Genomic DNA, 13,051 nt, shown 5'->3' on the forward strand with positions numbered 1-13,051 from the left:
GAGACCAGCGCCGACCTGGCCCGTGCCACCGACGGCATCACCGCAGCGGCGGCTCCGCGGACGGCGACGGAGGTGCGGCGGGTGACGGCGGTGTTCAGCGACAGCCGGCGCCAGGGCTGGTGGCGCCCGGTGCGGGGCCGGCCGCTCCGCGCCGTGATCATCGGCGCGGTCTGCACGGTCGACCTGCGTGACGCCGCCGCCGGTGCGGATGACATCATGATCAGCGGTCTGTGCCTGGTTGGTGAGCTCGAGATCCTGGTGCCCGATGGCGTGCCGGTCGAAACCACCGGCAGCGCCTGGTTCAGCTCGTACGAGGTCGACCACGGGGCGGTGCCGGCGGTTCCCGGCGTGCCGGCGGTGCGGATTCACGTGCCGTCGCTCTTCGGCGTGGTGCGCGTGCTCCGGGGGCGCTGACTGGCCGGTACGTTCTCGTATGGGTGTAGTTGAGGGAAGGAGGACGCCGTGCCCAACAAGACGATCTACGTGTCGGACGAAGACCTGCCGCTGTTCCGCCGCGCACAGGAACTGGTGGGGGGCAACCTCTCCGCGGCCATCACCGCTGCCCTGCGCCGCTTCGTCGAGGTGGAGGAGGGCCGGCTCGATGGGTTCGACGAGATAGTCGTGCGGGTCGGCCAGGGCCTCGGCCGGCGCCAGCGGTTCTCCGGGGTGCTGCTCGGCGAGTGGGGGCGCAGCACCGCCCAGGGCGCCGAGCACTACCGCGTCTACCGTTCCCGCAGCGGGAAGTTCGTCGTGCACATCGCCCGCTCCGAGCAGAATACTGCGGTCGGCGCCGACGCGGACAAGTGGAACACGGGCTGGCGCAGCTGGATCGGCAACTGGAGCGCCGACCAGACGTGGACCACGACTCCCGCGGAGTCGTTGCTGCACGTCGCCGACACCCTCGAGGATCTGCGCGAGCTGCTGCCGGCCGAGCTCTACGACCTGGTCGTCGACACGGCCCGGCACCCGGTGATCGAGGACCTGCAGATCTGAGCTCGTGGTAGACGTGGGCTTGCCGGGCCACGATGTGCTGGCGGACGTAGGCGCACCCGGTCTCGAACCACCGGGTGTGGTCGCCAACGCCCTCGGGACCCGACCCCAGCCGGAGATCAGCGCCCAGTGCCCGACCAGCAGGTCCGGTGACTGCTTGGTCGGGATCATCACCGCTGACAGCCACCGCGAATACCCGGCCACCTCACCAGCACCGGCGGACGGCCGACCTGCCCGAAGCCCAACGGCACGTCCGCCGGCGGGAACCACAGATCGCACTGCACCAGCTCACCCGGCAGATACTCCGTCCGCTGGGCCGGGTCAGGGCGGCGGAACAGCGGCCGCAGCTGCTGCACCCGATCGGCGAACACCGTCTTGCCGCGGATCCACCCAACCCGCTCCATGATCACCGTCGTCGGCATGTCCGGGAACTCCGCCAACAACGCCCGGATCTGCGGCTCGACCGCGTCCACGATCGAGCCCTTCGCCGCCCGCTGATAGCGGGGCGGCTCGTGACTGGCCAAGGCCTTACGCACCGTGTTCCGCGAGACCCCCAGCCGGCGGCAGATGGCCTTGATCGCCATCTGCTCCGCCCGGTGCAACCGACGGATCTCCGCCCAGTCTCCTCCACGCTCAGCACCTCCCGATGCTTGGTCGACTGCTGTCCTACCGGGAGCTTCGTCCTATCTGGAGCAGCGACACGCCGCTGAGCGCCTGCTCAGGCCCCTTGATCACGATGAAAATGGCTCAATGATCGACGCTGAACGATAGTGATCTCGGGCATTGCCTCCATCACACGGTTACCCCGATCAAGCGCGCCTGGGAACCCAGGGTTGACTTCCCGGCGGAGCCGAAGCTGTCCTCGGCGCCCGCGGCCATGAAGGAATCTTCAATTTCCGCTGGTTGCCCGGTCATCTCGGTGGAATGGCTGACGGGTGTCCGGAGGGAGCGGTGTGGGAGCAGCGGACAAAGCCAGCCGACGCAGCACCGCTCTCGAAGCCGAGGATGTGCCACTGCGAGTCCCGTGCCCACTCGGTTGCCCGCCTGCGCCCGGGCGAGCCGTGCCCGCAGATGAGCCGCCGCCCGTCTCGTGCCCCGATTCCGGGGGCAGATTGGGAGCAGACGGACGCACTGAACGGCGTTGAACAGCATTCAAGTGCACCCAACGGCATCCAACTGCACCCAGCCCGACCTGTATATTCTCATTTTCGCAGGTCAGGGACGGTGCGGCGTCCTGCTTCACACAACTGCACTCAACGGCAGTGAACAGCAGTCAACGGCACTCAATATCGCCTGGTGGGGAAGTGTCCGCAGGTCAGGCCGGTAAAGGGCTTGTGGCGGCTCGTACCTTACAGGTGGGTGCAGATTGGGTGCGGGTTGTCGAAGTGGTCACCGCACCCGAAGTGCTCACCCATGCCGGGAAGAACGGATGGGCTTCACCTGCGGCGATGTGGGCGAGCGCCTGGCGTGACCTCCCAGAGAAGACCGAAGTGGTCAGAGTGGGCTGCTTCCCGCCTGCCTGCTGCCGACTTGTCGTCCTGGCTCGGCCGACGCCAGTCGCCGGGACGATCCTGCATCGACGTGCGGCTCTAGATTCACGACGGGGAAGTAGGTAGGGATTCCGGCAGTTGAGACTCGAATCCCACCGCCAGCAACCCGACCAGGGTGTCCTCGTCGGTGACCTCTTCGGCCTGCCCGAAGTATCAGCGCCTGCGGCTTGGGTCCGGCAGTTTGCGCTCACGCCGAGGCGGATGCCGACGGACTGGCCGTCTTGCATGACACCAGAGTTGGCCCTGCACGTGCTGGCCGACGACGGTGCCGTCGGCTGGTCATATCCTCGCCGGATGACGGACGAGGAGACCGCGGAGCTTGTCATCGATCGCCTGCTCCGAGCGTTGGCGGCGCAACTTCACACGTCGGGGAGCCCGACCCTGGCGGCCGGTGCGGTCGAGGCGCTCGCCGACTTGAGCAGAGCCCAGGCCGATGTCATCTTCGGCCAGGCGGGCCATCTGGTTCACTACGGCGCGGACACCGAACCGCTGAAGACTCTCATCCACGCGATCACGGCCATCCAACGCGATGAGGCTCCGGCAGATGCCGTGGTCAAGCCGGGTGACGAGGTGCGACTCGTGGGTGAAGTGCCAGAGAGTCTTGCCGACTATGACGAGACGTGGCTCCGCGAGACTACGTTCGTCGTCCGCTACGTCGGTAGGAACGCGATGGTTGGCCTGCAGCCGGACCTGATCGAGGATTACGTGGTCGCGACGGTGCCGGCCGCCAGCGTGCAACTTATTCTGTAGTCTCGCCGCATCTGCACCGGTAAGAGTGCCGTCCATGGGTCCGGTGGATAGCTCGGCGCAACCCTGATGCCGGATGCGCCGACGACGGCGACGCATGTCCGCTCATGTCTCAGACGACTCGCTACGCGGTGCCGCCACAATCAGGTCGAGCTTGTTCTCGGTCGTGCCGAGTTAGCGCGTTCGACGTCTCGATGATGGTGGCCGTTCCTACGGTGGGCCGGCCCTCGTGCATGCTGATCGTCATGCCCGGCTGCGAGGGCGGGGAGAGCTGGGAGAAACAGTTGGCTAGAGCGCCGACTACCTGCAAGGGGGGCTCACGTCCTTCATGCCGATGATCGTGAGCCCGCCGAAGGATGGGTGCTATCGCGACGACCGCGACGGTCAGACGTCGTAGTAGGTGTAGCTGTAGGGACGTCCTCGGTCGTAGATGGCGCGCAATCATGACTGCTTGGCCTCGGGCAGTCGGGCTCGGTGAGCCGGGGAGACAGCTTCACCGGCGCCACCTGCTCTGCGGCGGGGTGAATTGGTCGGCGGGAAGGCCATGTCCAGGACTGATGCTGCCCGAGCGCCTCCTACCCCATTCGCCGCACCTTACGGGTCTCCCGGCGTCAATGATGCTCATGATCGAGCGTCGGCTACCGGAATCCCGTGCTGCTGGTTGGCGGCGGACCGGCGCATGAACGGGTGCCCTGACCGAGAGCCCTGACCGAGAGCCTTGGCGGGCGCTACGCCGTCGACCGGGTGTGGTGGCCGCATACGGAGGTGCCCGTTACTGTGGCTGGATGGTTGACCGGGGTGGATCGAGCGTCTGTAGCAGGGAGGTGGCGTCCCGCATTGCCACCAGCAAGTCAAGGGAGGTCGAGCGTAGGAGAGTCACCGGATAGGCGCCGTAGTCGTCGGCGTGTGCGGCGACGGTGATGAACTGGGCACTCGCGGCGACGGTCCGCAGCACACTGCTGGCGAATGCAGTGGCCATCGCCGGCGGCCGGTTGGCCGGTCGCCCGAGCACCGATACGAACGGCTGATGCCAGTCGCGATCCAGCGGCTCGGGCAGGCGCAGGGCCTTCGCCAGATCAGCGCCGGCGCGGCCCAGCGCCTCGGGCGACGTCCGCTGGACCATCTTCCAGAGTCGCGCGACCACGGTGGTGCCGTTCCGGGCGTCGGGACGGAACGCTTGCCTGTTGCGTACGGCGGCACGAGAGCGGCGGGACCGGGACAGGAAGGCGGCGAAGTCGTACCCGTCGTCGAAACGCACCCGCTCCCAGAAGGCGTCGGCAGCCGCGGGCTCTGCGGCGTGGACGCAGGTGAGCCGGTCAAGCAGCGCGTCGTCCAGTCTGAACAGCCCGCTGCAGATCTCGGGGACCGCGGACTCGCTGCAGTCGATCGCCGCACCGCCGGTCCACGTGAGGTCCCGCAGGTAGACGGGAACGACGGTGCCGCCCACACGGGGGAACCACCCCGGCATGATGGCCGGCGACGCCAACTGCGGCACCGCCGGTACGCGGCGGGTCAGCAGCACGACTGCTACCACGGGTGCGTACTCGGGCAGGGCACCCAGCACCTGCTCGAACTCGTCGCGGTGTTTGTCGATCAGGTCGACGAACTCCGCCTGCACGGCGTTTGGGTTGTCGAAGACGACCTCGCGGACGACGAGGACCACCACGGGGCTGCCGGCGAGCAGCCTGCGCAGCTCGTCCGCGTACGTGCCCCGATCGCCGCGGACCTCGTACCAGTAACCGGCGACCGGCGACTCCTCGGTATCGAGGCGGTCGGCCACGACCTGGGCCAGCCGGTGCGGCGACATGTGCTCGTCGATGTACGCAGTCATTTAACTCCTCCCTGCGCGACAGCGGCGATCCGGCCGAGCAGCCGGATGCGGGGCCAGACGTGCTGGTCGTCGTAGGCGAGGAAGTTGCTGTCGCTGGATGTGGCCAGCAGCCGCCCGGCGTCGATCCCGTCCGACACCTGCGCGGCGATCTCTTCGAAGTCCCTCCGGGTGCAGCGTAGGGTCTCCGGTGAGGACCGTGCCACGGCGCGTAGTACGGCGTAGACCTCGTGCAGCCACGGCGATCGCTGGCGTCCGGCCTCGCTGAGCGCCTCACGGGCGGCCTCGTGAAAGATGCCGTAGTCCCGGTTGAGGCTCACCGCGGCGGGCCGCAGCCGGGTCGCGGCGAATTGGTCGAAGTCGTCTCGCGTCAGTTCGAGCTTGTTGACGGGCCGTTTCTCCTCGATGAGCCAGTCGACAAGCCCCGACAGTATCGAAACGGTGAGATACGGGTGGCCGGCGGTCTCGCGGTAAACGGCATCGACGAAAGACGCGTCCGGGTTCACCGGATTGGTGAGCACCTTCCGGATGAGCTGTGCGAACTCTTCCCGGGGCTCTCCCTGCTTGTGGTCGAACAGGGGGAAGGAGTCCTGCTGCACGTAGGGGCTGAGCTGGTTCTGATCCATCAGGATGTAGTGGGCGTTGGGCTGCTGCCCCAGAAAGATGATGAGGTTCTCCCGGGAGAACTCGACCATCTGGTTGAGAAGGGGCTGCACGACGAAGTAACGCAGGTCGTTGTCCCGCCGCAGGGACGCGCTAAGCGCACCGAAGAGCGTTTCGTACTCGTCGAGGACGAAGACCGTGCGGTCGGAGATTGCCTGGCCGTCACCGCACCGCCGGATGAGATCCCTGAAGAACGTTTCCGGCAACCAGTTGCCAGCAGTCAGGGCGGCCTGCACCTGCTTGTAGAACATGTTGTCGTTGGGGGTTTCGCCCGTAGTGTCACAGGTCTGCTTGACGACGGTCACCTGCCCCGTGGTCGTGTCGGCGTCGAGCCGTGCTCCCGCAGTCGTCTTGCCGCTGCGACGCACGCTGCACCAGAGGCGGACGCCGCTGCGGCTCTCGAATGTGCGGAACAGGTCCCGCACCGTCTGACGATGGACGATGTAGTAGGGAAGGAGGTTGGGGTTGTCCCGCGGGAACGCCCTGGCGACGTTGTGGCCCAGGGGTTGCCGGCGCGACGAGGCGGTGCCCTGGTGGTAGGCCCTGCCGACCAGGGGTGCCCTGATTGCGTCACGGATGCTCGGTACCTTCGACAGGTCTGCCTCGGCGGGCACGACAATCTGCTGCAGCCGCGGGTCGTCCTGCACGCGGTGTGCGGGGCCGGTGCTGATCGGGACCACCGCGACTGTGACGCCCCGGCGGGCGGCTTCCAGCAGATCCGGCTGTCGCACGTACCGATCGCCGAGATAGCACTCAAGCTCGATCAGCTGGGGGTACGGGGACAGCGCCGAGGGTCTGAGCCAGATGTTCATCAGCCCGGCATCCGACCGGAGCTGGGAGAGTGCGGGCAGCGGCATGTGCTCCCTGCCCTCACCAAGCGATTCGATCGCCTCCACAAGCGGCGTGAGGTAGAACATCAGGCTGCGCGCGAAGTCGTTGTGCTCGATGAGCCCCAGCAGGGCGTCCAGGTCGTCGGGGGTGGAGAAGGCGAGCGTGTGCGCCCACGACCGCGGGTAGCGGGCGAGCACCGCACCGCCGGTGTACGTGCCGAAGTCGAGCTGGGTGTAGCCGGTCAAGATTGCCGAGAGCATGGTGGACGTGAGCGCCCGCAGCCTCGTCGCCCGCCTGGTGTCCACCGCACTCGGCAGCCGGGCCGAGTAGAACTCGATCGGCAGGTCGAGAAAGCTCTGCAGACCCTTGAGCGACTTGTCGATCGCGTACTGCTCGGTCTCCCCCTGATTGATCTGATGGCGCCTGCCCTTCTCGAAGATTTCCGCCGAGTGGGCCGCGAGTGCGTCGTGAATCTTTTCCAGCACCTGCGGATAGCGCACATAGCTCGCGAGTGCATCCAGGAACCAGTCGAAGTCCTCGGACAGCCAGTCGCGGTAGAAGGTGTGCCACTGGAAGATGTGCTTCTCGCTGAGCTTGTTGAGAGCCTCCTCGAGGTCTGCCATCCGTTCGTCCACCTCTGCCTGCGTGACCGGTTGCTTCACGGGGCGGGCGGTCGGAATCTGGGATGCCGTCGTGGCTGGGGTGTTCCGCCGAAAGACGGTCGCCGGTGTGGGTACCGCCGGACGTGGAGGGATTCCCGGCTTCGGCGCAGTGAGCTTCTTCTCCAAGTGCAGCAGGAGGCGGTCCCGGCGCTTGCGGAGAAACGCCCCGATCGTGTGCCGGAAGAAGGGCTCGAGTGCCCTGAGTTCGTCTTGCTGGAGCCGGTCCATCATCGCGGTCACGCGCTCTTCGGAGGGGCCGGGCTGGGAGACCGCTACAGCGGCGATCTCAGTGAGGGCGGATTGCACCTGTGAGGCGATCTCGGTCTCAGCCGCGAGCTTTTCAGCCGACACGCAGGTGAGGCTATCTTTTGGCGTAGTCCGCCGGAAATCGCCCTCATGGATGGGCACCGCCGCCGATATGGGGATTGCGGTGGACGATGCCGGCCCCGGCGGCGAAGAGCCCGAGACGATCGACACCGCCGATGCCCACCTGTACCTGCTGACGGCGTGCCATCGGTACGGGCGCCTTCCGCACTCTCGACGCACTGAAGTGGTTCTTCGAGGAGCACGCCACCGCCAGGCAGACCGGTGCTGCTCGCTACTTCTGGTGCTCAGACAGGTGATCGTTGGAGATGCCTAGTACTCCAGCCGTAGTTGCCTCATCTGAAGTTTCAGCAGCTCATCGGCATGATCGATGTCGGTGTTGAGCCTACCATGCAGCTACGGATGTCGATGTTAATCGGTCGGTGGTTTAGGTGGTCGAACGCTCGAATAGCGCTAGCTCGTGTGGATCTTCGTTACCGTCCTCAAGGGACCGTGCATGAAGGATCCGGCCACGGGCCAGGGCGAGATCTGCCTCGACTCCGTCCAGTTCCCGCCCGGCGATCCCCAGCGCGTCGGCGTCGCCGTCGAAGACCGCTCGTTCGTAGAGCAGCCGGGCGTGGTCGATTCGTTGTTCACCGCTCATCGACCGCCCCGTCTTCCAGCCCTGCCTGTGGATTGCGTATCGCCCAACACGGATACCTCGTTGTTGCATCCGTGCGCCAGGAGCCTAGATTGCCCGGCAGGGCCTGGCCAGCCCTGGCCAAAAGCTCGCTCATGCCGCCGTCCGAGCGCCTGATCCGCCTGGCGACAGTGGTTCCTCGGCTGATTGGCGGTCTGAGAGGCAGGGCCAGCGAGTTGGGCCGTAGGTTGGGATGGTGGAGACCCTGCCGGCGTTCGGCGTGCAGTTGATGCGGCTGGCCGAGTTGCGTGGCGTTGACGTCAATTCCATGGCCTGCCGAGCGGCCGTCCCGGAGCCCGTGATCACATCGGTGCTCGATGGCGGCGAGCCCGATCCGTCACTGCTGCGCCGACTTGCCCCCGTCCTCGGCCTGCATGCAAGCGACGTGTTCGTCATCGCGGGTCAGCGGGTGCCTGACGATCTCGCTCCTCTGGACGCGGCCGCAGCCGGCGATCCCGGTTCGCTGTCATGGTCCCTGACGCACCTGCCACGGGCCGTACCGGAGCTGCACCAGTTCGTCCGGTCGCTGCCCCAGCAACGCCGCCCGCAGGGGCCGTCGACACCAACGCCGCCGTATCAGAAGTACCCGAACAACGCTGGCGGCTTGGTAGTGCGCCTGCTGCACAACCGCAACCTCAGCTGGTTAGGTGCTGCGAAATACCTGTACGGCCTCGGCCGCCGCGATGTGCTGTCGGCGTCAACGATCGGCGCGATCGGACACGGCAGGAAGCCGCTGACATCCGACCTCCTTGCCGGGTTCGCCTCTTTCCTTGACATCTCATCCCGCGATCTGAGCGCGCTGACCGGCATCGACCTGCCCGGCAACCGCCCGCCAGCCCACCCAGACGCAGCCGAGGCCGCCGAGCTGATCTGGAACGCCCGCCGCCTGACCGCCGGCCAACTGCAACAAGTCCGCAGTCGGGCACACGCCATCCGCCACGAACGCGCCGACGAACTCCGCCCTCAACTGCGGTGCTACTGCCCCGGCTCTCCCTGAGACGACCCTAGCCAGCGGGGGGCCCATGCAGTCACATGCGCGAGGCGCGCGGCGGGCCACCCGCCAGCGGAGTCCCAGACGTGCTCGAACGCGTCTCGTGTGACGACGAACGGGCTCCAGTCTTCTTCAGGATCATCCAGGCTCGCCTGCCCGAGGCCGCCGTATTGGTCTGCCTCATGTCCGGGCCCGTACCGGAGGACTGGGCCGCGGTCGTACACCTCGACCTGCCGAACCGGCCAACCGTCGTCATCCACCTCGAAGTACCAGACTGAGTGTCCCCAAGCGTCGAACTCGTCGCCGCGCGATTCGTCCCAGCGACGCCGATAAAAGCGGCCGTCCATGGATGTAAGCGTAGGTCCGCTCATGCGCGGATCTGCCGCGAAGCGCTCGTCACCCAAGTGCCGTCGGCGCCGTTCGCCAGCGTCCGGATGTGCCGATGGGCGTGCCCGGTCGCGCCCTCGTTGAACCCTTACATAGGCTGCGTCGCCATGGACGAGTCGCGCGGGTCAGGAGTCCTCCGTCATCAGTCGCTGCACGACGGGTTCGTACCGGCGCAAGGGCCGCAGCCGGCCTTCGCCGACGCTATCGACCGACACATCGAGGAACACTTCGGACCCGTCGAGTTCGTCTACCACGAGGTCGCCTCGCACCTGGTCGGTGTGCATGTCCATGTCGTGGCTCCGACCGCGGAACGTCCGTACCGGACGCTGATCACTTCTGGGATGAGTGAGCTGCCGATGACGGTCCCGGAGGGCCACGGCATCCGCCCGTACGCCGAACTGATGCTCAGCCTCCCGGCGGATTGGCCGCTGACCGAGGTAGCCGGGCTCGGCGACGAATCCGGGTGGCCGTTGCGGATTCTCAAGGAGGTTGCTCGGCTGCCGCACGAGTACGGAACGTGGATCGGCGAATGGCATTCCGTGCCGAACGGCGATCCCGCGCAGCCGTACGCTACGGACACCCCGTTCGCTGGAGTCGTCGTCACGCCGATGCTGCGGGTGCCGCCAGAGGCCCGGACGATCGACGTCGGCGGCGGCATGCGAATCGCGTTGCTCGCGTTGATCCCTCTGCACCCGAAGGAGATTGCGGTCAAGGTCGATCGCGGTACCAACGCACTCATCGAAGTCCTTGACCGCGGCCGCATCACCGAGTTGCTGGACCCGCACCGGCCCTCGTGCGCTTGATAGCTCGATCGGACGCGCTGACCAAGGTCACGTGCGCGCTTTTGCCGCTGATAGGCGCGGCATTTCTGAGCTTGTCGGGTTGACAAGCGGGCCGTGGGAGCGGATCGGGAGCAGTTGAGTCCAACGGTTGCTGAGCGGGGCGTTGGCGTCACTAGGACGGCTTGAGCAAGCGGCCACGGGAAGACCGAAGTGGTCAGGCTGGAGGTCGACTACTTGGCCGTCCTTTCGACGGCCGCGCCGGCCGACTCAGCCAATCGGTGACGATGCGACTCCGATCGACGTACGCGTCTGCACCGGGCCCTTCAAGCTCGAGCCGCCATCTCACACATTGAAGCTCGGATCTCACGGGTCTCGTGTTGACCAGGGCTTTCTGCTCAATGACCTCTTCGGCGGACCCGAAGGCGTCAGCACCGACTCTCCGCTCAACAGGCCGGTACCATCCGCTAAGTGAGTGTTTGAGATTTGGGGTGCGGCGGCGTGTTGGGTTGAGGTGAGGGAAGGCCCTCGGTAGGTCCGGTGGTGTCGAGCCAACCGTTTCCATACCGAGGGCCTTCTGATGACGTTGTACCCGATCACTGTCACGCCGTCCGCGTCGCCCCGCCGTTATCCGTCGCAGCGGGTGCGGCGGGAACGGGAACGGGCGGTGCGGCGGCGGTATCCCGGTGATCTGACCGATGCGCAGTGGGCGTTGATCGCGCCGCTGGTCACGCCGGTGTCGGTCGGTCGGCGGGGGCGGCCGCCGTCGCATCCGATGCGGGCGATCGTCACGGCGATCTTGTATGTGGCCTGCACCGGTTGTCCGTGGCGGGCCCTGCCGCGGGAGTTCCCGCCCCCGGGGACGGTGTACTGGTGGTTCGCTCGATGGCGCGATGACCACACGTTGATGCGTCTGCACGACCGGTTGCGGGAGCAGTGCCGTACCGCCGCCGGACGGCACGCGCATCCCAGCGCCGGAGCGATCGATTCTCAGTCGGTGCGCGCCGCGGACACCGTGCCCCGACACAGCCGCGGTTTCGACGTGGCGAAGAAGGTCAACGGCCGTAAACGCCACATCGTCGTGGACACCATGGGCCTACTCCTGGCCGTCATGGTCACCGGCGCGCACGTCAATGACCGCAGCATCGCCCGTGACCTGCTCTGGCGCACCCGGCTGTTCCACCCCCGCCTACGCCTGCTCTGGGCAGACGGCGGCTACATCGGCACCCTGAGCACCTGGGCCCGCCACGCCCTCGACCTCACCGTGCACCTGGTCCACAAACTCCCCGGACAACACACCTTCGTCGTGCTGCCCCGCCGCTGGGTCGTCGAACGCACCTTCGCCTGGATCAGCAAGAAACGCCGCTGCGTCCGCGACTACGAACGCCTACCGGCCAGCCACGCCGCCTTCGTTACCTGGGCCATGATCCACGTCATGGTCACCCGCCTGGCCCGACACACGAAACCGGCCCAGGCAACCCACACCTGAGCCGGAATCTCAAACACTCACTAAGTAGCCGCGATCAGTGCGCGTAGGTGCCGCAGATTAGTCGACGGAGGACAGGGGTTGGCGCGCTTGCCCAGTCCCGGTTGTTGCTTGACCGACCCGTCCCACAAGGTGCTTGACAAATGATCTGGCCGCAGCCTGGCTGGCGGATCTAGGTTGTCTCCTGTGCGCGACCGACTCTGTGAGCTGACTGACCGTGACCGTGAGGTTCGGTTGGAGGCACTAAATGCGCTCTTGGCTGGGGCCGAGAGAGGTGACGCGGTCGCGAAGCAGGTCCTCAGGGAGATCGTGACCGGGTACCGCAACTTCGACCCCGAGATCTACTCCCGCGCGTTGAATCTCCTTGTGCTGTTCGGCGATGAGTCGCTGGCCGAGGCGCTTCGTGCTGCGCTTTGCGACGAGGAGTACGGATGCCAGGCGTGGGCGGCGACCAGCTGCGGCATCCTGCGCATTCAGACGGCCGCCCCACAGTTGATCGACCTACTTCGCCACCCGGACGCCCTTATCCGCGAGAGCGCCTGCGAAGCTCTGGGAGAGATAGGCGACCCCACCGCGGTCACGCCTCTCGCGCAAGTGCTCGACGACCCAGCCGAGCACGTCAGAGCAGCTGCTGCATACGCCCTGGCCGACATCGGTGACGACGAGGCGATTGAGCACTTGTGGACCGCGCTGGAGTCGCCCCGCCGGCCCGTGCGTGCCGGCTACCTGTCGGCCGCGCTGGCGTACCCCGCAACCAAAACGTTCGACCGTCTGATCCGGGCGACCTCACACGACGATCCCGAAGTGCGCTTCTGGGCAGCACGGGCACTCGGCGCCACCGGCGACGAACGAGCCGAGAAGCTGCTGACGCACCTCGCCGCCGAGGACCACGCCACGGTGCGAACCGGCGCGCACGTCAGTACCGCCGCCAAGAAGGCGCTGAAGACGCTGCGAAACCTCCGCAAACACGAGCGGAAAGCGCAGGCCTGAGAGCTGATGAGCGCGTGAGACGGCTGTCGTGGAAGCGCGTCACGGATTCGAGGCTGACGTCGAGGCCGCTGACGCGGCCGGGCGGCACTGGCTGCGCGACAGGCAGGGCGAGCGCCTGGCGCCGCACACTGTCATGCCGATGTG

General features: G+C 66.8%; 10 protein-coding genes and 1 pseudogene. 7 read left to right on the plus strand and 4 right to left on the minus strand.

Annotation, left to right across the window (positions count from 1 at the left end):
* Positions 1-81: 81 nt before the first annotated feature.
* Positions 82-414, plus strand: coding sequence for a hypothetical protein (locus tag ACQP26_RS09415; protein WP_433496238.1), 333 nt, complete (start codon positions 82-84; stop codon positions 412-414).
* A 48-nt stretch (positions 415-462) separates the two neighbouring features.
* On the plus strand, positions 463-993 hold the full coding sequence (locus tag ACQP26_RS09420; RefSeq protein WP_433495475.1) for an EXLDI protein: 531 nt from the start codon (positions 463-465) through the stop codon (positions 991-993).
* An 84-nt stretch (positions 994-1,077) separates the two neighbouring features.
* On the opposite strand, the pseudogene ACQP26_RS09425 reads toward ACQP26_RS09420, so the two are convergent.
* Positions 1,078-1,574, minus strand: a pseudogene (locus tag ACQP26_RS09425) (IS21 family transposase); the annotation flags it as partial.
* Between the two features lie 1,260 nt (positions 1,575-2,834).
* Here ACQP26_RS09425 and ACQP26_RS09430 point away from each other — a divergent pair.
* A complete protein-coding gene (locus ACQP26_RS09430; RefSeq protein WP_433495476.1) occupies positions 2,835-3,290 on the plus strand; it encodes a hypothetical protein in 456 nt (151 codons plus the stop codon).
* 769 nt (positions 3,291-4,059) lie between these two features.
* Here ACQP26_RS09430 and ACQP26_RS09435 read toward each other — a convergent pair.
* The 3 genes from ACQP26_RS09435 to ACQP26_RS09445 all read right to left on the minus strand — a co-directional run bounded on the left by ACQP26_RS09435 (position 4,060) and on the right by ACQP26_RS09445 (position 8,238).
* Positions 4,060-5,118: a hypothetical protein gene (locus ACQP26_RS09435; protein ID WP_433495477.1), complete on the minus strand. Its 1,059-nt coding sequence runs from the start codon at positions 5,116-5,118 to the stop codon at positions 4,060-4,062.
* A complete protein-coding gene (locus ACQP26_RS09440; RefSeq protein ID WP_433495478.1) occupies positions 5,115-7,622 on the minus strand; it encodes a hypothetical protein in 2,508 nt (835 codons plus the stop codon). Before ACQP26_RS09440 ends, ACQP26_RS09435 begins: the two co-directional genes overlap by 4 nt.
* 400 nt (positions 7,623-8,022) lie before the next feature.
* Positions 8,023-8,238, minus strand: coding sequence for a hypothetical protein (locus ACQP26_RS09445; RefSeq protein ID WP_433495479.1), 216 nt, complete (start codon positions 8,236-8,238; stop codon positions 8,023-8,025).
* 232 nt (positions 8,239-8,470) lie between these two features.
* On the opposite strand from ACQP26_RS09445, the gene ACQP26_RS09450 reads away from it, so the two are divergent.
* From ACQP26_RS09450 to ACQP26_RS09465, 4 genes are all read left to right on the plus strand, one after another.
* Positions 8,471-9,271: an XRE family transcriptional regulator gene (locus tag ACQP26_RS09450; protein WP_433495480.1), complete on the plus strand. Its 801-nt coding sequence runs from the start codon at positions 8,471-8,473 to the stop codon at positions 9,269-9,271.
* A 488-nt stretch (positions 9,272-9,759) separates the two neighbouring features.
* The gene (locus tag ACQP26_RS09455) at positions 9,760-10,455 is read left to right on the plus strand and encodes a suppressor of fused domain protein (protein WP_433495481.1); all 696 of its coding nucleotides are present in this window, start codon (positions 9,760-9,762) and stop codon (positions 10,453-10,455) included.
* Positions 10,456-11,011: 556 nt separating this feature from the next.
* On the plus strand, positions 11,012-11,920 hold the full coding sequence (locus ACQP26_RS09460) for an IS5 family transposase (protein WP_433495382.1): 909 nt from the start codon (positions 11,012-11,014) through the stop codon (positions 11,918-11,920).
* A 183-nt stretch (positions 11,921-12,103) separates the two neighbouring features.
* A complete protein-coding gene (locus tag ACQP26_RS09465) occupies positions 12,104-12,907 on the plus strand; it encodes a HEAT repeat domain-containing protein (RefSeq protein WP_433495482.1) in 804 nt (267 codons plus the stop codon).
* Positions 12,908-13,051: the final 144 nt, after the last annotated feature.

It is taken from the genome of Micromonospora sp. CA-248089 (assembly GCF_050948515.1).
In the GTDB taxonomy this organism is placed as follows: Bacteria; Actinomycetota; Actinomycetes; order Mycobacteriales; family Micromonosporaceae; genus Micromonospora.